Origin of the sequence: Lederbergia panacisoli (genome assembly GCF_024626525.1) — a bacterium.
In the GTDB taxonomy this organism is placed as follows: Bacteria; Bacillota; Bacilli; order Bacillales; family Bacillaceae_C; genus Lederbergia; species Lederbergia panacisoli.
In genome coordinates, this window is sequence record NZ_JANJGU010000002.1 from 466,055 (window position 1) to 484,055 (window position 18,001).

An 18,001-nucleotide genomic window follows, 5' to 3' on the forward strand; every position below is an offset into this window, starting at 1 on the left:
GCCTGTTTTTTTATTATGCATGACTATTTAAAATCGAAAACTGTCTTTTAAATTTATATCGAAAGAAACCAAGTGTCATGATCATACAGCTGATAATAAATAAACATAAGATTCCTAGATTACCCCACATAAAGCTAATATCACCGCTCGAAATAACCGCTTTATAAGCTTGAACAGAATAGGTCATCGGCAAAAATGCATTAAACGGCTGCAGTTGCTGCGGAATCAGTTCAAGTGGGAATGTTCCAGCACTTGTTGTTAGTTGCAATATGAGAATAATGATTGCGATAAATCTACCAGGATCTCCAAGCAATGTCACTAAAAATTGAATTAGTGCTATAAATGTTAGGCTTGCAACGATTGTTGTCAAAATAAAGAGCGGTACACTTTCCACTTCTATTTTAAGTCCAAATAACATGATGGCATCGGCCAATAACGATTGGATAACTCCTACAATTGCGATTACCCCAAATTTTCCAATGAACCAATGATAGGCATTTTTCGGAAATTGCGCTGGCTCTCTTAGCGGGAAAACAATTGATATTAATAATGCTCCAACAAAAAGTCCTAATGATAAAAAGTATGGTGCAAATCCCGTTCCATAGTTTGGCACTTTATTAAGCACCGTTTTATCAACTGTAATCGGCTCACCCATCATATCGTAGGTTTCATCATTCGCCTGAATTTCATTTACTTGATCACTGGCATCTCCAAGCTTATCCTTCATTTCAGCAGATCCATTCTCAAGTTTTTTCATACCATTTACAAGATCTTTAGAGCCACTTGCTAATTTATTGCTTCCGTCACTGAGTTTTGTTGAACCCGAAGCTAGTTCCTTCATTCCACCATTTAAAGTATTAGCCCCATTTGAAAGCTTATTAGCTCCATTGCTAACTTCTGTTAACTTTTCGTCAAATAAGGACATTCCACTTAGTAATTGATTTTGACCATCTTCTAGTGTTTGAATTCCTTTTACAAGGTCTCCTGACCCCAAAGAAAGTGAATCCATCCCAGCTTTTAATTTTTTTTGACCTTCTGTTAATTCATCTAATTTTTCAGCCAGTGTACTGGCACCTTCGTGAAATTCCTTTGCAGATGAATGCAAAGTCCCAGTTCCTTTTTCAACCGCTGCACTTCCAGCCTCAAGTTTTGCTATACCTTCTTCAAGATTAGCTTTTAATTGGCTTCCAATTTGTTGCTTTATTTCATCAGGTAAAGGTAGTTCCGCTAACTGAGCATCAATATTTGCCAGTTGATTTTTCATTTGTTTTATACCTGAATGTAGTTCACTTGCTCCTTTTTCAACTTGGCCGGCACCTGTCTGAAATTCGTCTAATTTATTCGCCAAAAAAGCTGTCTTATCTTGGATTTGCGTTGTACCAGATACGACGTCCTCCATCGCTTTATCCACTTTTTTTATTCCTTCATCCAACGTATTGGCTCCGCTCGATAAGGCCTGTGCACCTTTATTTGCGGAAGCCGCCCCGTCTACAAGCTTGCCATGCCCCTCCTTCAATTGTGTAATTCCATTAGCTAGATTCGCTGTTCCTTCTGCTATTTCACCGGTGCCAGATTGTACTTTAGAAACACCAGTGTTAAACTCAATCGATTTTTCTGCTAATTCATCTAAACCTTTTTTCAAAGTAATCGAACCATTATTTAGTTTACTAGCCCCATCATATAAGTCTTTAGCTCCATTACTGGCTTGCTCGAATCCAGCACCCATGTCTTTCATTTTATTAAACATTGTCTCTGAGTAAGTCGCTACAACTTCCTTTGAAACCGCAGATTTAATTTCTTTAACTGCTGTTTCTCCAATTTGTGAAGACAAAAAGTTATAACTTTCATTTGGAATATATTTTAATTCCAGCTTTTTAGGGTGCTCATCCAAAAGTGTTGTTGCATTTTCTGAAAAATGTTCTGGGATTTCTATTAGCATGTAATATTTTCGATTTTCAAGTTCCTTAATGCCTTTATCACTATCAACGATTTTAAAATCAAAATCATTGCCTTCCTCCAATTTTTTAACTAAATCATTACCCAAATGCAATTCCTTATCCTCAAAAACCGCTCCCTCGTCGTTGTTCACAATTCCTACTGGCAAATCTTTTAATCGATCATACGGATCCCAAAAAGCCCATAAAAACATTCCACTATATAAAATTGGTACGAGCATTATAGCAATCAGCGGAATTAGAAGTTTTTTATTTTTAAATATTTGTTTTACTTCAGCAGTAAATAGTGTGTTTTTCATTGTTGTTCCTTCCTCCCAAAAACGAATACAACGTTATGACTATTTTCCTCAAATGGTCACTCACATTCAAAAAAATTGGATTATCTACATGGACAATCCGGTGAATAAATAAAATTTGAAAAGCTCGGATATTTTATCTTTATCCAATGGTTCATGGTTTTTTTCCCAATCGAAAATGAGGGATATATACATTTTCAGCATAATAAATGCGGTAATTTCTGGATCACATTGTTTGATTTCCCCTTTTTCAATCGCTTCTACCACTTTTTCTTTAATATAATTGACAATTGCTGCCTCAACTTTTTCAATCATTTCTTTTACAGCTGGTGTCCCTATTTCCCTTTCTTCTTGAAAGAGCTTAATCGTTAATTGATGTTGTTTTCTATACTCCAATAATTCGTATATGGCGAGAGTTGCATTTTCATAAAATGATAATTCTTTTTGAATTGTTTTCTCTGCTGCTGCTTTCATTTCTTTAATTAAGGAATTGATAATTTCACTAAGCAATTCTTCCTTATTACTAAAAAAAGTATAAATGGTTCCTTTTCCTACATTGGCAATTTTCGCTACTTGGTCCATTGTAGTTGCTTTATAGCCAAACAAGGAAAATGATTTTGAAGCCGCATCAATAATAAGCCGCTTACGATCAACCGACATGAAATATATCTCCTCCCCTTAAAATTGACTGAAATACAAATTTGGTCATTTAGTACTTTCATAATTTATCACAATCATTTTTTAAAAGCAAGAAAAAAACAGCTAAAATATTAGCTGCTTCACTTAAAATATTGAAGTACTTCCTGTACGGCTTTTTTTCCTTGATCAATACAATCTGGGAGCCCGAGCCCTTCAAAAGAACTACCCGCCATAAAAACACCCGGCATATCTTCTTGAAGATTTTTTTTCATCTCTTCTATTCTTTCTTTGTGCCCGACTGTATATTGAGGCATAGCCTTTTCCCATCGTGTAATAATAGTGAATTGTGGTTTTGCTTCAATATTCATTGTTTCTTTCAAATCTTCTAATACAATTTGTTCAATTTCTGCGTCGGAAAGATCAACCACTGTTTCTTCTCCGGCACGACCAACATAGCATCGCAACAAGACTTTTCCTTGCGGGGTTGTATGCGGCCATTTTTTATGTGTCCAAGTACAAGCGGTTATTGTATAGTCACTGTTTCTTGAGACGACAAAACCCGTACCATCAATCGTATTTTCAACTTCCTTCTCATCAAACGCCATTGCTACAGTTGCTACTGTTGTTGCTGGCATATGTTTTAAGCCACATAAATATTCTTTTTCCTGTAATAAATCGGCAATCGCTAAATGAGGTAATGTAATAACGACACTATCGGCATGAATGATTTCATCATTATTTAATTTAAGCTCGTAGCTTAAATTGGATTTTTTTTCTATAGCAGTGACTTGTACACCTTTCATGATAGTACAGTTATTCATGTTCTCCTCAATAGCATCTACCAATGATTGCAATCCATTTTTTAAAGTAAGAAATATCCCCTGATTCTTACTAGTTAAACGGTTTTTCGGAGCTTGCGATGCCGTCTTACTCATTCCTAGGATTAAGCTTCGATGCTCACGCTCAACCTTATAAAACTGTGGGAATGTTGACATTAAGCTCAGTTGGTCAATATCCCCTGCATATATTCCTGATAAAAGCGGCTCGATTAAATTTTCGACCACTTCATCACCAAGTCTTCTTCGGAAAAAATGACCAAGTGACTGGTCCTCTTCATTTTTCGATCGGGGCAATAGTATATCGCATGCTGCCCGCATTTTTCCTTGAACAGAAAACAGACCAGTAGACATAAATGGTCCCAATTTTGTTGGAATGCCCATTACAGCTCCTTTAGGCATTGGATGAAGCTGTTCTTTTACAAGTACATATGATCTACCTGCCGTATTATTAACAAGCTCATCACCTAATCCAACTTCTCTCGCCAATTCTGCTGCGCTTGTTTTCCTTTCCAAAAATGAATCTGGACCTCTTTCAATGACAAAACCGTCCTGATGAACCGTTTGGATCTTTCCACCAAGTTTGTGGCTTGCTTCTAAAAGAGTTACTTCAACGGGCAGTTTCTGATCAGCAATCGTTTTCTGCAAGTAATAAGCTGTCGTTAAACCAGTTATTCCACCACCGATCACAACAACCCTTTTCTTATTTTCACTCAACGTAAAATCCCTACTTTTTACTAAGATGTTTTAATATAACAGAACTCATCGCGTCAATAAATTTAGGCTGAGCATCTGGCATAGCTGGCCTGTAATATGCTGCGCCGACTTCATCCGTTACTACTTTACATTCCACATCATTGTCATACAGGACTTCAAGATGGGTCGAAACAAACCCGACTGGAATGTAAACAAATGCTTTATAGCCTTTTTTCTCGTATAGTTCTTTAGTCAAATCTTGTACATCTGGCCCAAGCCATGGATCAGGTGTGTTGCCTTCACTTTGCCAGCCTACTTCATATTCTGTAATACCCGCTTCCTTAGCGATTAAATCAGCCGTTTCTTGAAGTTGCTTTGGATACGGGTCTCCATATTGGAGTATTTTTTCCGGAAGACTATGTGCGGACACAATCAAACATGCATGATTTCGTTGATTTTCTGGCATGTTGCCATATACTTCTTTGACCTCATCTGCCCAAAATTGAATGAATTTAGGTTCTTCATACCAACTTTCAACTGATGTAATAACTGGACCACCAAGCTTTTCAGCTGTTTCTTTCGCACGTTCATTATAAGACTTTACACTAAATGTTGAAAAATGAGGGGCCAGTACTAAAGAAACAGCTTCCTCAATCCCATCTTTATGCATTTTTTCAACAGCATCTTCAATGAAGGGCTCGATATGTTTTAAACCGATATAAGCTTTGAATTCAATCTCATCTTGAATCTCATTTAAGTGATCTTGAAGACCGAAAGCTTGCTGTTCTGTAATTTTAGCAAGCGGAGAAATTCCGCCAATCGCTTTATATCTATTCTCCAAATCTTCTAAAGCTTCCTTGGAAGGCGGACGCCCATGGCGAATGTGAGTATAGTATCGTTCAATATCTTCTTCACTATATGGAGTCCCGTAGGCCATAACCAATAGCCCCATTTTCTTTCTAGTCAATCTCATTCACTCCTTTTTGTTATCGTGATTGTTTTATTTTTTCAGAACTATATTCGTGAATAAAGGATGTCAACTGTTTTAACATTTCTGGTTTGACTTCTGGGAATACTCCGTGTCCAAGATTAAAGATAAACCCAGGTGATTGAATTCCTTGATCAATAATTTCCTGTGCACGCTCCTCTACTGCTTCCCAGCTTGCAATTAATACTGCGGGGTCTAAATTTCCTTGAACTGCTTTTGTAACACCCATTTTTCGTGCTTCAGAAATAGGAAGTCTCCAATCAAGCCCCACAACATCAAGTGGGAGGTCATTCCACTCCAAGGCTAAGTGGCTAGCACCGACTCCATGCATGATGAGAGGTACATTTTCAGTCTTCATTTCTGCAAATATTTTCGTCATGACAGGCTTAATGTATTTTTTGTAATCCGCTCTACTTAATGCCCCTACCCAAGAGTCAAATATTTGAACAGCGCTAACACCAGCCTTGATTTGAGCTTTCAAATATGTAACGGTCATATCGCCCAATTTTTCCATTAATAAAAACCATGCTTCCGGCTCAGAATACATGAAGGCTTTTGTTTTATGATAGTTTTTGGACGGACCACCTTCAATCATATAGCTTGCAAGCGTAAATGGTGCACCTGCAAAACCGATTAAAGGCACGGTTAATTGTTCTTCAGTTAATATCTTGATTGTCTCAAGAACATATGGAATATCATCCTCAGGATGAATTTCTCCTAAAGCTTCTATATCCTTAACGGAGCGAATTGGGTTATCAATAACCGGACCAATTCCACTTTTAATTTCAACATCGACTCCTAATGCTGGAAGTGGAGTCATAATATCTTTATATAAAATAGCTGCATCCACGTTATACATTTCAACTGGCAGCCTTGTTACATAGGCGCATATTTCTGGTTGATGTGTAATCTCAAACAATGAATATTTTTCTTTCAATTTGCGGTACTCAGCTTGGGAACGGCCAGCTTGTCTCATATACCAAACAGGAACATGGTCCGTTCGCTCTCCTTTAGCTGCTCGCAAAAAAGTATCATTTTTAATATTTTTCATGATGATCCACCTTTCAAGGTTTCGGTAACTGTATTGTATTATAAAAGTATCGGAACTTAAAATATATGGAATTCGATATAACTATAGTATTTTTCCTACTCAAAGTATAGGCAACTACTCGTCTTGTCATAAATTTGTCCTTTTTATCGCCTTAAGTTAGCCTAATCCCTTCTGTTTGTAAATTCCTTTCAAGGGTAAAATAGAATTAATTGTTGAACGTATCAAATGTGAATGAGGTGGTTATATGAATGTTTATATAGCAATGGGAACGTATTACTTTTTGAAAAAGCTTGAAGAAAAGCATTCAAATGAAAAAATGGTTTTAATGCAAAATATGGAAGGCTGCCTACTTTGGCATGAGAGCACTGGACAAACCATATTTCAGTCACCAAAAAAATATGAATTGATGGAAGAAATAGGTGAATTTGAAAATGAAGGAGTTGTTTTATGCAATTTTATTCCTGTCAGAGACGAAAATAGGCCAGTTTTTGAATACGGGATAACGGATAAAATTAAATTACTTCAGAATGAACCTGGATTGATAACATCACGTATACTCCGTCCACTGTCAAATGATACATACTTGCATATGACGATGTGGAAAGACGAAAACCATATTCATGCATGGAAAAATTCTACAATGTATAATCATGTCCATTTTCATTCAAAGGGCACTAATATATTTTCTGGTCCCGCTTATTCTACAACCTATTTTGTTTCTGAAGAAAATGACAGCGATAAAGACAACTAGCGAGCCGCTTGTAATGACCGGGTTTTTAAAAATTTCTTGCGCACACTCTTCTGAAAAATTGATATAATTATTTCGAGACTGAAAATATTGATTAGGCGGGTGTGCTTCCAATGAAGGAAAAAATATTTGAACGTTTAGAGCAATACTATAATGAAATGGTTAAAATAAGACGCTACTTACATCAAAACCCGGAATTATCTTTTAAAGAGGTTAAAACTGCGGCTTTTATTGCTGAATACTACAATCGCCTTGGTGTAGAAGTAAAAACTGGGGTGGGCGGCAATGGAGTTGTAGCTAGAATTAAAGGTGGAAAATCAGGAAAAACGGTGGCGTTGCGCGCCGATTTCGATGCTTTGCCTATCCATGAAGAAACAGGTCTTCCATTCAAATCGCTTGTTCCAGGAGTCATGCATGCATGCGGTCATGATGGACATACTGCTACACTACTAGTATTGGCTAGAGTTATAAATGAGATGAAGGAAGAACTTTCTGGCGAATACGTCATGATCCATCAACATGCTGAAGAATATGCTCCTGGCGGCGCAAAACCGATGATTGAAGATGGATGTTTAGATGGTGTTGATGTCATTTTCGGTACTCATCTATGGGCAGATGGTCCATATGGGAATATCCGGTACCGAAAAGGACCGATTATGGCAGCAGCGGACCGTTTTGAAATAACCATTAAAGGGTACGGCGGACATGGCGCCCAGCCCCATAAAACGAAAGACGCAATTGTAATTGGATCTCAGCTCGTCATGAATTTACAGCAAATTGTCAGTCGAAGAGTAGCACCAATTGAGTCAGCAGTAGTATCAGTCGGATCTTTTATTTCCGATAATGCTTTCAACGTCATTGCAGATGAAGCAAAGCTTGGCGGTACAGTGCGTACGTTTAACGAAGATATTAGGGATATGATAGAAAAAGAGATTGAGAGAATTGTGAAAGGTACATGTATAGCGGCTGGTTGTGAATATGAGTTTAACTACTATAGAGGATATCCAGCAGTCGTGAATCATGATGCTGAAACAGATTTTCTTGTAGATGTTGCAAAGGAAGTACCTGAAAATACGTTAATTGAAGAAACAAAACCAGAAATGGGCGGCGAAGACTTTGCCTATTATTTGCAAAATGTAAAAGGAACATTCTTCTTCACAGGAGCAAGACCAGATGGTGTCGAGCATGGCTATCCACATCACCACCCGAAATTTGATATTAATGAAAAAGCGATGCTTGCGGCTGCAAAAACGCTCGGATTGGCAGCCATCAAATCAGCTAATTAATAATTAAATCCCCGAAGAAAATTTCTTCGGGGATTTTTCAAATTTTTAGCCATTGTATTGTAAAACTGATCTTGATAACAAACTTCCTAGTCTCGTTTTCAAGAAAGCCTATCTAATTTCACAATTCTTCCAGGCGCATAAATTTTAGCAAATAACAAAGTAAAGGCAATTGAGATAAATAGAACGATGATTCCGTTTTGCAGCCCTATGCTGACAAAAGCACAAAGCCCAAATAAAACTGCTTGAACGAGAAGGACTTGGAATAAAAGTTTTTGAAACGCATCTCTTTTTTGAGAATGTTCAACAGGGTATAGGCTCGTCCATATTATTAATTCATGTTTACGCAAAATAGGAAATAATTGAAATCCTGTTAAATAAAGAAATAGCAAGGAAATAGCAATAGACAAATAAAAATTCCCGCTAAAAATTATGATAAAAATGGAAATGAGTGTTAACCGCACAATCAATCCCGAAAATTCACTCGTTCTTAGAATTGTCCGTGCAAACAAAAAACGATACGTGCTTTCTTTTCCGTATGGAATCATTGAAAAGACGGGGTCAAGCCATATTCTTCTTTTCACTTTTCCTTTTAAGTGAGGAACATCCGTAAACATGTTCGCAGCATGATAAAATGCCTGCATTCTTCCCTGTTCTTTTTCAATTAAAATTTCCCACTTTATCGTTTTATTTTTTGAGGCTTCCTTTACATAAATCGTAAATACTGCCATAATCAATAAAACGACTCCAAAAAACCAATACGATGCTTTTTCAATGAAAAAATAAAACAATAGAGCATTAAAAATATAGCGAATGATCCAGTCGTATACATGCACGAAAGAATCCCTAATTTTTAACAATTGCCAATGGATGATAAGGTTCCAAATTTTTAATGCTAAAGCAAGCATAAGCATGTAAAAGAACATACTAAACCCATTGCCTGTTACTTGAACATACATTGGCATACATGCAGCGAGAATCAGTAAAATGATATACGATTGTCCTATAAAGCTAACGCTCAACCCTTTTCTGAAGTACGAACTGAGCTTTGTCTCAAGAGGCAGTAAAAATACGAGGTCGGCCTCCTTCAAAAAGGTTGATATTGGACTTACTGTTAGTACTACGCCCAAAATAAATGCCATGACGATTCCAACCGGAAATCCTGAAGTCAACGTTTTAACCCAGCCAGAGTAGTAATAGATTGCTGCTCCCCCGCCAAATATAAGTACAAAGAGCAAATGATCATTAAACATATACTTCAAATAACGGCGAAGTTCTTTCATATAAGATTGAAATCTATCCCGCCACAACTCGTCTATATGCTTCATGGCATCTCTTCCTTTGTCAGCTGGATATAAATATCATCCAATGTTGCACCCGGCATTGAAAATTTTTCCTGCAATTCACTCAATGTACCTTTTGCTCGAACTTCCCCATTATGTAAAATAATAAACCCGTCGCAATAGCGTTCTGCCGTCGCTAATATATGAGTGGACATTAAAATTCCCGCTCCTTTTTCTCTCATATCCTTCATTAATTCAAGAAGGGATTGAATTCCGAGGGGATCTAGTCCTACAAATGGCTCATCTATAATGTACAAAGCTGGCTCGATTAAAAATGCACACATAATCATCACCTTCTGTTTCATCCCTTTAGAAAAATGTGCGGGAAACCATTTGAGCTTTTTATCTAAACGAAACTCTTTCAATAACAGACCTACACGATTTTCATACTCTTTTTCAGAAAGTCCGTAAGCCATCGCGGATAATTTTAAGTGTTCATCCAATGTTAACTCTTCATACAAAATTGGAGTTTCGGGGACAAACGACAATTGCTTTCGATATTCTTCAGGTTGATCTTTTAACGTTAATCCATTTATCGCTATTGAACCCGATCGCTCCTCCATTAATCCGATAATATGCTTGATCGTCGTACTTTTTCCTGCTCCATTTAAACCGATCAATCCAATTATTTGTCCAGCTTCTACTGAAAATGAGACATCTTTTAAAACAGGATTTTTCGTATATCCGCCTGTTACATTTTTCACCTCAAGTAAAGACATAAAAAAACGCCCTCTCTTCTTTTCCTACAGTATCATTATTGTACCAAAAGAATTCTAATGAGGCATAATAATTTTTGGTTATATTTACCTGTATGTCTTATTCCAAATGTGGACAATATAATATCGAAGGAGCGGGAGGACTAAGCCAAAGCTGGGGTGGTTGTCGAAGACACATATCTGCAGTAGAAGCGGAAAGCCACGATGAACATTGACCATGATTATCAAACTTGACATTGACAAGGGAGATGATTGCGTTGGGCTATGAAGATTCGGATATTTCTTTAATAAAATCATTTCATTAAAACGAAATGATGTAAAGAAACCTTTCCAAGTAACCCGCTAACCCCTTCAACGAGCAGGATTTTTATTAAATCCTGCTCGTTTTCACTTTCCGAAAGGAGTATGTTAAAATATTCCTATCACTCCAAGGAAGGTGGAACATATGAGCGATTGTATTTTTTGTAAAATTGTAAATGGCGAATTGCCATCTGCAAAAGTTTTTGAAAATGAAGATGTATTGGCTTTTCTTGATATAAGCCAAATTACTAAAGGACATACTTTAGTCATCCCGAAAGTACATAATGAAAATGTATATAATTTACCTGAAGATGCAGCTAGTAAGTTATTTGAAGTAGTTCCCGAAATTTCCCGAGCAATCAAAAAAGAATTCGAACCTGTTGGATTGAACTTATTAAATAATAATGGAGCATTTGCCGGCCAAGCAGTTTTCCATTACCATTTACACCTCATTCCTCGTTACGATGAGAATGATGGATTTGATACAAAATACATTAGTCACCATGCTGATTATACTGGCGACGATCTCCAATCCATCGCGCAATCTATTCAACAGCATATCTCTAAATAACTCCTCTCAGTGGGGTTATTTTTTTCTTTAAGGCTCTGTCATTACTGCATGTTAATTTTAAGACATTTGAAAAATAAACGGAAAAATTCCGCTTATTTAAGTAAATACCCATATTTCCTTAAAAATAAGAGGAGATTTTCCGTTTATATGGTCCAAATCATTGGATTTTGTTATATTTTGAGCAGTTAACCGGAATATCTCCGCTTATTACTGCTTCTTAAGCTGGTTTATATAGATTAACCGGAAATTCTCCATCTATTTATTCTCATACCTACACTTTAATCAACAATTAATAATAACAGAGCCATCTGCAGCGGAAATCAACGTACTTATTAGACAAATCCCTTCTTAATTAAAAAATTCTTCTTCTTTATCTAGGACTATTATGCTACAATATTCTTAATCTTTCGCTGGCAGCAATCAGTGCATGTCCAGGAAAGCAAAAAGAAGAGAATAGTTGAGAAGAGGAGAGATTTTACATGAATACACGAGTATTAGTTATTTTGGCGTTGCTGATGGGAATTGGAACCGTTCTTCATTTTGTTATTCCACCGATTGGAACAATAAAGCCTGACATGGCACTCCCATTAATGTTTTTAGGAATTGTTTTATTTCCAGAGAAGAAAAATGTTTTATTATTGGCAATTGGAACCGGCATTCTTACAGCTTTGACAACAGGATTTCCGATGGGACAAATCCCAAACCTAATTGATAAACCAATTACTGCATTCGTCTTTTATGGTTTATACGTTTTAATTGTTAAAAGAATTCCTAGCATTATTGGAGTTACAATTCTTGCAGCACTATGTACGGTCGTATCGGGAGTTGTTTTCCTTGGTTCCGCAGCAATTCTGTTTGAATTACCAGGACCATTCTTAGCCTTGTTTGGAATGGGAGTCGTACCTGCAATAATTATCAACGCAATCGTATTATTCGTACTTTATCCTATTGCAAGCTCAATCCTTAAAAGATCAAATATCGTTACTACAGCATAATCTAAATTTCGAACCTGGATCTCTTATCCAGGTTCTTTTTTTCATTTTATTAAAATAGTAATTAATATTCCAATCAAAAGGAAAAATACACCGGCTCCTCCAAATGACGCAAATCGGGCTCTTAAAATCTTTTTAGGTGGGTAGATTCCCGGTCGTTGATAAGCAGAGAAATAATAAAACATCCCTATTAAAAGAATAATTCCGATTATAATAAAAAATATCGAAATCCCTTTCATATACTCACCTCTGTCGCCTGTCTTAATTCATACTATGCGCTAAAATGTGTTTACATGTATAAGCATGGGTAAAGTTGAATGCAGGAATTTTTAACTTTTTGAAGAAAAGGTTAAAATAATAACAAATAAGGGTTGAGGTGATTGTTTTGAATACAAAAGCACTCGCGTATGGAATCTTGGTTGGTGGGGTTGTCGGTGCTGCCACAGCACTATTAACAGCACCAAGTTCTGGAAAGGAGCTCCGCAGTCAGCTTAAAGAATCCAAAGGTGAATGGATTAGAATTGCCCAAGATCTAAAAGAAGACGCGATGGACATTAAAAATTCTGTCGCAAAAGTTTCGAAAGAAGGCAAAGAAATCATTAAGGAGCTTGCAGGGGACGTTAAAATGGCTGTGGAAGAATGGCAAAGGGATATCGAACCGAATATTGAGGCCATGCAAGAAGAAATGAGAGAGATCCAAAACACGATTGCACAGTTAGAGCAAAAACTACAAGAAGAAAAATCATCTGTTTAAGTTTGTGAGGGTGATCCAATTCATATATTGGCACCCTCTTTTAATTTTTTGTTAATTTACATCTTTATTAATTTTTACTTTATTGGCATAATAATAACAAGGCGTTTTGTAAAAACATAAGCAAAGCTTTTTGACTATTCAACGAAATAAAAAAACACACATTAAAAAAACAGGGCGGGGAAATCAAATGGAAGGAAAACATTCGTTAATTGAATCTATGCTTTTTAGCCAAAGAATGGCTCAATTAAGTAAGGCACTATGGAAATCGATTGAAAAAGATTGGCAAAACTGGATAAAACCATTTAATTTAAATATTAATGAACACCATATATTATGGATTGCCTATCATTTAAATGGAGCCTCCATATCTGATGTCGCTAAATTTGGTGTAATGCATGTTTCTACTGCATTCAATTTCTCCAAAAAGCTAGAAGATCGCGGATTACTGGAGTTTTCCAAAAGAGAGTCTGATAAGCGTAATACATATATTCAGCTTACTTCTCAGGGAGAGAGCCTGCTATTACAATTAATGGAGGAATATGAGCCTAAAAATAACTCTGTTTACCAAGGGGCCCTGCCTCTTAGAGAGCTATATGGTAAGTTTCCAGATATTATCGAGCTTATGGCAATCGTTCGAAACATTTATGGGGAAGATTTCATGGAAATCTTTGAAAAATCGTTTCATAATATTGAAACTCAATTTATTGAAGAAGATGGAAAAATGAAAAAAACTAATATAAAAACAGTCGTATAACTGAATTTTTTTATTCGTTCCTTGCGAAAAAAATATCCAGAATATTCACTTCAAATTTATAAATTTTTCTGTAAAACGTTCATAAGGTCAGTATAAATATTTTGTTTCAGGCAAGCATTGACCACTTCGTCTGGATTTAATTTTGGATTAAGTTTTTTTACAAATTCATTAAAAAGCGGTGCATAAAAAACAAATTTCTCCGCTTTTTGGACTTCCATTTCCTTGCTCACATATTCACATAGTGAGCGGAATTCTTTTACCTCGTTCTCATCAAGATTTTTTTTAATTATTAACCGGTCAAATTCATGCCCCTCAGAGCGTATCATTCCCAGCAACAACTTTTGATGATATTCAAGTCGTTCAATTTTCGCTAGCAGATTATCCATTTACATAACCTCAATTTAAAATATTGGTCTATCTATCAGTGTATTCGTTGTTTATTTCTATAATCCTCCAAAAGAAGAAAAATTAATAAAGTTATATTTCCTATTGCTATTCTGCATAAATCATCGTAAAGTATGTAGTTGAAACTGCTTGTAAATCAATTTTCCCTATGGAGGTTACCAGTCATGCATTGCTGGAAATCTTATAATGTAAATAAAAAATATGAATTCAACCGTCTTTTTATCATCTCAAGTTTTATTACACTGCTTGTTTTTGTTTTTGCTTACGTTTTAATGCAATCATTTGCAGTTAACCAGTTAAAAGATAATTATTTTATTGTTTTTGCTAGTATATTCATTTTATTATATCCTTTGCATAAAATATTTCATGTGCTACCCTTACTAAAATATTATAAACATATGAAAATTGAAATAGAATTTTATTTTTATATTTTGCCAATTATTCATGTAACAGTCAGGAATTTAATTTCTAAAAGACGGTTTACAACTGCGCTATTTCTTCCTTTTTTGATTATTAATTCAACCTTAGTGCTCGCAATGTTCTTATTTCCAGAGTATGTTCACTATTTAACCATATTGCTGGCCTATCATGTTGGTTTATGTTCCATCGATATTTTATATGCGAAATCATTGCTATCTTCTCCAAAAGGCGCAATGATTGAAGAAAATGAAGATGGTTATGAAATATTAATACAAGAATAACGTGTTGGATTTTAATCTTAATCTATCTTTTTTATACTGAATTTGCTATCCTTTTACTATATAGGAGATGAAAGGAAGGATGACGATTGATCTCCATCTTTATTGTATTCGCTATTTTCATATTATATATTTTTAATAATTTAACCAACTCTCTTTGTGTTCAAAGAGAAATACCAGAAGAACGCCAACCTAAGGTATTTAGAACGATCAATATTCTAATAACCATTTTATTATTTTCTTCATATATTGAAATTCTGTACACATAAAAAGGCAGATCCCTATTGGAATCCGCCTTTTATGTTTTATGGCCAGTTATGCCGATTGCATCCATTTTAATAAAACCATGATGCACCTACGATAATTAACAAGATGAACAACACCACGATTAAAGCAAAGCCAGCTCCAGCTCCGTATCCTACGCCTCCACTCACAATCAACACCTCCTCTAGGTCTTTTCTTTTTATCCTATTCAAAATTTTTGTAAGGTGTCAGGATATTAGCCCATATATTACAGATTTTCATTATACATAAGCAGCTCCAACTATAATTAACAATATGAAAAGGACTACCACGAACGCAAAACCAGAGTAATTAGCAAAACCACCATCCATATTGATTACCTCCTTAACTCTTTCGCTATAACATATGCCCTCCACTTCTGTCTTGGTTGAATCAAAAGCCTATTTTAATGTGAATTCCCAATAAAAGAGTTTTTTTTATTAGATGTTTTGTGATATAGTATGTTTTGTGGCTTTCTACAATAACTGACATAAATATAGGGAGTGTCTTAAATGAAAAAATGGGTATTGACCCTTACTTTAGCTGCTGGAGTCGTTGGCCTTGCTGCATGCGGTGGTAACGGCGGAGAAGCAGTTGTAAAGACGAAAGCAGGAAATATTACAAAAGACGAGCTTTATGAAGTAATGAAGGATAGAATTGGCGAGCAGGTTTTACAACAGCTTGTGATGGACAAGGTCCTTTCAAAAGAATATAAAGTAAGCGACGAAGATGTTACCAAGAAATTAGAAGAAATAAAAGCAGAGGTTGGTCCTCAGTTTACAATGCTTCTTCAACAAAATGGTTTTAAAGACGAAGACGAATTCCGTCAAGTAGTGAAGTTAAACCTTCTTCAAGAAAAATCTGCCACTAAAGATATTAAAGTAACAGAAAAAGAAGTAAAAGAATTTTACGATAATGAAAAGCCAGAAAGACAAGTACGCCATATTATCGTTCAAGAAGAAAAAACAATAAAAGAAATAAAAGGGAAATTGGACAAAGGGGAAGACTTTGCAGCTCTTGCAAAGGAATACTCTGAAGATGGAACAGCTGAAAAAGGTGGAGATCTTGGCTTTATTTCTTACGAGGATCCACAATTGGACCAAGAATTTAAAGATGAAGCTTTCCAATTAAAGAAAGATGAAATTAGTGCACCCCTGCAAACACAATTTGGCTGGCATCTTATTCAAGTTACAGATATAAAAGAAAAAGAGTCATTCGATAAAGTAAAAGATAAATATGAGTATGATTTAAAATTGTCTAAAGTTGACGGAAATGTTGTTCAAAAAGCAATGAAAGAAGAATTGAAAAAAGCGGACCTTAAAGTTGAAGACAAAGATTTACAAGCGACGTTTGAAGAGATTCTTAACTACGAAGAACCAAAAGCAGAAGATACAACGGAAGGCAATGCCGAAGACACTGATAAAGAGTAAAAAAAAGCTGCGCTGAGCAGCTTTTTTTAATCCTATTCGCTAACTTGCCTTCTCTGTTCTTTTTCCTTTTCCATTCTCTCTATATATACTTGTCCCTCTTTTTCAATCCACTCAGTTTCCAACTCCTTATCTTCTTTGGCTGTTTTAATAGCCATAAATGCGCTTGTAAAGATTCCTAAAATGACAATATATACCCAAATCGGCAAAGACAAATTGATCGCTCCTTTCAATGCTTGTCCACTTGCTACACTATATGATTAAAAAAACAAAAAAATACCTTCTTAATTAAGAAGGCATCAAATGTCTTATTGAGAAAACATCAAGAATGAAACGTTGGTTTGTAAAAAGAGCGATTATCAAGCGGGAAAATTCTTTCCGAAAATTCACCGGGTTTTACACGCAATAAAGCTCGATCAAGCATATTCATTTTTGCATCAAGATTATCTATTAAATGTAATATTTCCGCTTCTTTAATCATTGGCTGCTTCGGGCTTCCCCATTCAAGCTTACCGTGATGACTTAAAACAATATGTTGTAAAACGACAACTTCTTCACCTTGTATTCCCAGCTCCTCAGCCGCCTTGCCAATTTCATTGACGATGATGGTAATATGACCGAGTAAATTTCCTTCTACTGTATAAGATGCCGAGACAGGCCCCGACAATTCAATCACTTTTCCAAGATCATGAAGAATAATGCCTGAATACAATAGATCGCGGTCTAATGATGGATATAGCTCTGAAATTGATTTGGCCAAATCCAGCATGGACACAACATGAAAACCTAGGCCTGAAACAAATTCATGATGATTTTTTGTAGCAGCAGGGTATTCTAAAAATTGCTCCAGGTATTTCTTTACTAAATGTCTTGTGATCCTTTGGATATTAGGATTTTTCATTTCGAAAATATATTGCGTTACTTTACTCGATATTTCGTCTTTACTTATCGGAGCCTTCTCCAATAAATCAGATAGCCTAACACCATCATGATGAGTTGTTGGTCTTATTTGCTTAATTTTCAGCTGCAGCCTTCCTCGATAATTATGTACCTCTCCTGCAACTCGTACAATCGTTTCAGGCTGATATAGTTTTACTTCATCATCAGATGTATCCCAAAGTTTCGCTTCAATATCACCGGAACGATCTTGTAAAATGACCGTAAGGAAAGGCTTGCCATTGCTTGCTATTCCTTTTGTGGCACTTTTAATAAGTAAAAACAGATCGACCTGCTCACCTACATCATGTTGTAATAGTTCTTTTGCCAT

22 protein-coding genes are annotated in these 18,001 nt (G+C 35.9%); 9 read left to right on the top strand and 13 right to left on the bottom strand.

Annotated elements, in window-relative coordinates; genetic code table 11:
* Positions 1 to 13: 13 nt before the first annotated feature.
* The 5 genes from NQ185_RS05245 to hemE all read right to left on the bottom strand — a co-directional run bounded on the left by NQ185_RS05245 (position 14) and on the right by hemE (position 6,461).
* Positions 14 to 2,254, bottom strand: a complete 2,241-nt coding sequence (locus tag NQ185_RS05245; RefSeq protein WP_257580524.1) for a YhgE/Pip domain-containing protein — start codon at positions 2,252 to 2,254, stop codon at positions 14 to 16.
* A gap of 84 nt (positions 2,255 to 2,338) precedes the next feature.
* Positions 2,339 to 2,911 (bottom strand): TetR/AcrR family transcriptional regulator, encoded by a 573-nt coding sequence (locus NQ185_RS05250; RefSeq protein ID WP_257580525.1) that lies wholly within the window; start codon positions 2,909 to 2,911, stop codon positions 2,339 to 2,341.
* 119 nt (positions 2,912 to 3,030) lie between these two features.
* The gene (gene hemY / locus NQ185_RS05255; protein ID WP_257580526.1) at positions 3,031 to 4,443 is read right to left on the bottom strand and encodes a protoporphyrinogen oxidase; all 1,413 of its coding nucleotides are present in this window, start codon (positions 4,441 to 4,443) and stop codon (positions 3,031 to 3,033) included.
* 10 nt (positions 4,444 to 4,453) lie between these two features.
* Positions 4,454 to 5,389 carry a ferrochelatase gene (hemH, locus tag NQ185_RS05260; RefSeq protein ID WP_257580527.1) on the bottom strand — a complete coding sequence of 312 codons (936 nt, stop codon included), beginning with the start codon at positions 5,387 to 5,389 and terminating at the stop codon, positions 4,454 to 4,456.
* A 19-nt stretch (positions 5,390 to 5,408) separates the two neighbouring features.
* On the bottom strand, positions 5,409 to 6,461 hold the full coding sequence (gene hemE / locus NQ185_RS05265) for a uroporphyrinogen decarboxylase (protein WP_257580528.1): 1,053 nt from the start codon (positions 6,459 to 6,461) through the stop codon (positions 5,409 to 5,411).
* Between the two features lie 244 nt (positions 6,462 to 6,705).
* Between hemE and NQ185_RS05270 the strand changes: the two genes are divergently transcribed.
* Both NQ185_RS05270 and NQ185_RS05275 read left to right on the top strand, forming a co-directional pair.
* Entirely contained in the window at positions 6,706 to 7,212 is a 507-nt protein-coding gene (locus NQ185_RS05270; RefSeq protein WP_257580529.1) for an antibiotic biosynthesis monooxygenase family protein, read from the top strand.
* A 110-nt stretch (positions 7,213 to 7,322) separates the two neighbouring features.
* On the top strand, positions 7,323 to 8,495 hold the full coding sequence (locus tag NQ185_RS05275) for a M20 family metallopeptidase (RefSeq protein ID WP_257580530.1): 1,173 nt from the start codon (positions 7,323 to 7,325) through the stop codon (positions 8,493 to 8,495).
* 98 nt (positions 8,496 to 8,593) lie between these two features.
* Here NQ185_RS05275 and NQ185_RS05280 read toward each other — a convergent pair whose 3' ends face one another.
* Entirely contained in the window at positions 8,594 to 9,820 is a 1,227-nt protein-coding gene (locus tag NQ185_RS05280) for an ABC transporter permease (RefSeq protein WP_257580531.1), read from the bottom strand.
* A complete protein-coding gene (locus NQ185_RS05285) occupies positions 9,817 to 10,554 on the bottom strand; it encodes an ABC transporter ATP-binding protein (RefSeq protein WP_257580532.1) in 738 nt (245 codons plus the stop codon). The genes NQ185_RS05280 and NQ185_RS05285 overlap by 4 nt, the downstream gene beginning before the upstream one ends.
* A 442-nt stretch (positions 10,555 to 10,996) precedes the next feature.
* On the opposite strand from NQ185_RS05285, the gene NQ185_RS05290 reads away from it, so the two are divergent.
* Positions 10,997 to 11,422: an HIT family protein gene (locus NQ185_RS05290; RefSeq protein WP_257580533.1), complete on the top strand. Its 426-nt coding sequence runs from the start codon at positions 10,997 to 10,999 to the stop codon at positions 11,420 to 11,422.
* A 479-nt stretch (positions 11,423 to 11,901) separates the two neighbouring features.
* On the top strand, positions 11,902 to 12,417 hold the full coding sequence (locus NQ185_RS05295) for a tryptophan transporter (RefSeq protein ID WP_257580534.1): 516 nt from the start codon (positions 11,902 to 11,904) through the stop codon (positions 12,415 to 12,417).
* 41 nt (positions 12,418 to 12,458) lie between these two features.
* Here the strand turns inward: NQ185_RS05295 and yhzF are convergent, their stop codons facing one another.
* A complete protein-coding gene (gene yhzF, locus NQ185_RS20415; protein WP_506323674.1) occupies positions 12,459 to 12,653 on the bottom strand; it encodes a membrane protein YhzF in 195 nt (64 codons plus the stop codon).
* A 146-nt stretch (positions 12,654 to 12,799) separates the two neighbouring features.
* Here yhzF and NQ185_RS05300 point away from each other — a divergent pair, with 146 nt between their 5' ends.
* Positions 12,800 to 13,168, top strand: a complete 369-nt coding sequence (locus tag NQ185_RS05300; protein ID WP_257580535.1) for a YtxH domain-containing protein — start codon at positions 12,800 to 12,802, stop codon at positions 13,166 to 13,168.
* A gap of 187 nt (positions 13,169 to 13,355) precedes the next feature.
* Positions 13,356 to 13,922, top strand: a complete 567-nt coding sequence (locus tag NQ185_RS05305) for an HTH-type transcriptional regulator Hpr (protein ID WP_257580536.1) — start codon at positions 13,356 to 13,358, stop codon at positions 13,920 to 13,922.
* Positions 13,923 to 13,978: 56 nt separating this feature from the next.
* On the opposite strand, the gene NQ185_RS05310 is transcribed toward NQ185_RS05305, so the two are convergent.
* A complete protein-coding gene (locus NQ185_RS05310) occupies positions 13,979 to 14,308 on the bottom strand; it encodes a DUF1878 family protein (RefSeq protein ID WP_257580537.1) in 330 nt (109 codons plus the stop codon).
* Between the two features lie 183 nt (positions 14,309 to 14,491).
* On the opposite strand from NQ185_RS05310, the gene NQ185_RS05315 reads away from it, so the two are divergent.
* Both NQ185_RS05315 and NQ185_RS05320 read left to right on the top strand, forming a co-directional pair.
* Positions 14,492 to 15,028, top strand: coding sequence for a DUF3267 domain-containing protein (locus tag NQ185_RS05315; RefSeq protein WP_257580538.1), 537 nt, complete (start codon positions 14,492 to 14,494; stop codon positions 15,026 to 15,028).
* An 86-nt stretch (positions 15,029 to 15,114) separates the two neighbouring features.
* The gene (locus NQ185_RS05320; RefSeq protein ID WP_249315310.1) at positions 15,115 to 15,294 is read left to right on the top strand and encodes a hypothetical protein; all 180 of its coding nucleotides are present in this window, start codon (positions 15,115 to 15,117) and stop codon (positions 15,292 to 15,294) included.
* A 66-nt stretch (positions 15,295 to 15,360) separates the two neighbouring features.
* Here the strand turns inward: NQ185_RS05320 and NQ185_RS05325 are convergent, their stop codons facing one another.
* Both NQ185_RS05325 and NQ185_RS05330 read right to left on the bottom strand, forming a co-directional pair.
* Complete coding sequence (locus NQ185_RS05325; protein WP_257580539.1) at positions 15,361 to 15,459, bottom strand: YjcZ family sporulation protein; 99 nt, start codon at positions 15,457 to 15,459, stop codon at positions 15,361 to 15,363.
* A 90-nt stretch (positions 15,460 to 15,549) separates the two neighbouring features.
* Positions 15,550 to 15,639, bottom strand: coding sequence for a YjcZ family sporulation protein (locus NQ185_RS05330; protein ID WP_213128577.1), 90 nt, complete (start codon positions 15,637 to 15,639; stop codon positions 15,550 to 15,552).
* 180 nt (positions 15,640 to 15,819) lie between these two features.
* Here NQ185_RS05330 and NQ185_RS05335 point away from each other — a divergent pair, with 180 nt between their 5' ends.
* Positions 15,820 to 16,737: a peptidylprolyl isomerase gene (locus NQ185_RS05335; protein WP_257580540.1), complete on the top strand. Its 918-nt coding sequence runs from the start codon at positions 15,820 to 15,822 to the stop codon at positions 16,735 to 16,737.
* Positions 16,738 to 16,769: 32 nt separating this feature from the next.
* Here NQ185_RS05335 and NQ185_RS05340 read toward each other — a convergent pair whose 3' ends face one another.
* Together NQ185_RS05340 and yhaM are read right to left on the bottom strand one after the other, a co-directional pair.
* A complete protein-coding gene (locus NQ185_RS05340; protein WP_257580541.1) occupies positions 16,770 to 16,949 on the bottom strand; it encodes a sporulation YhaL family protein in 180 nt (59 codons plus the stop codon).
* A gap of 107 nt (positions 16,950 to 17,056) precedes the next feature.
* Positions 17,057 to 18,001 (bottom strand): 3'-5' exoribonuclease YhaM, encoded by a 945-nt coding sequence (yhaM, locus tag NQ185_RS05345; protein ID WP_257580542.1) that lies wholly within the window; start codon positions 17,999 to 18,001, stop codon positions 17,057 to 17,059.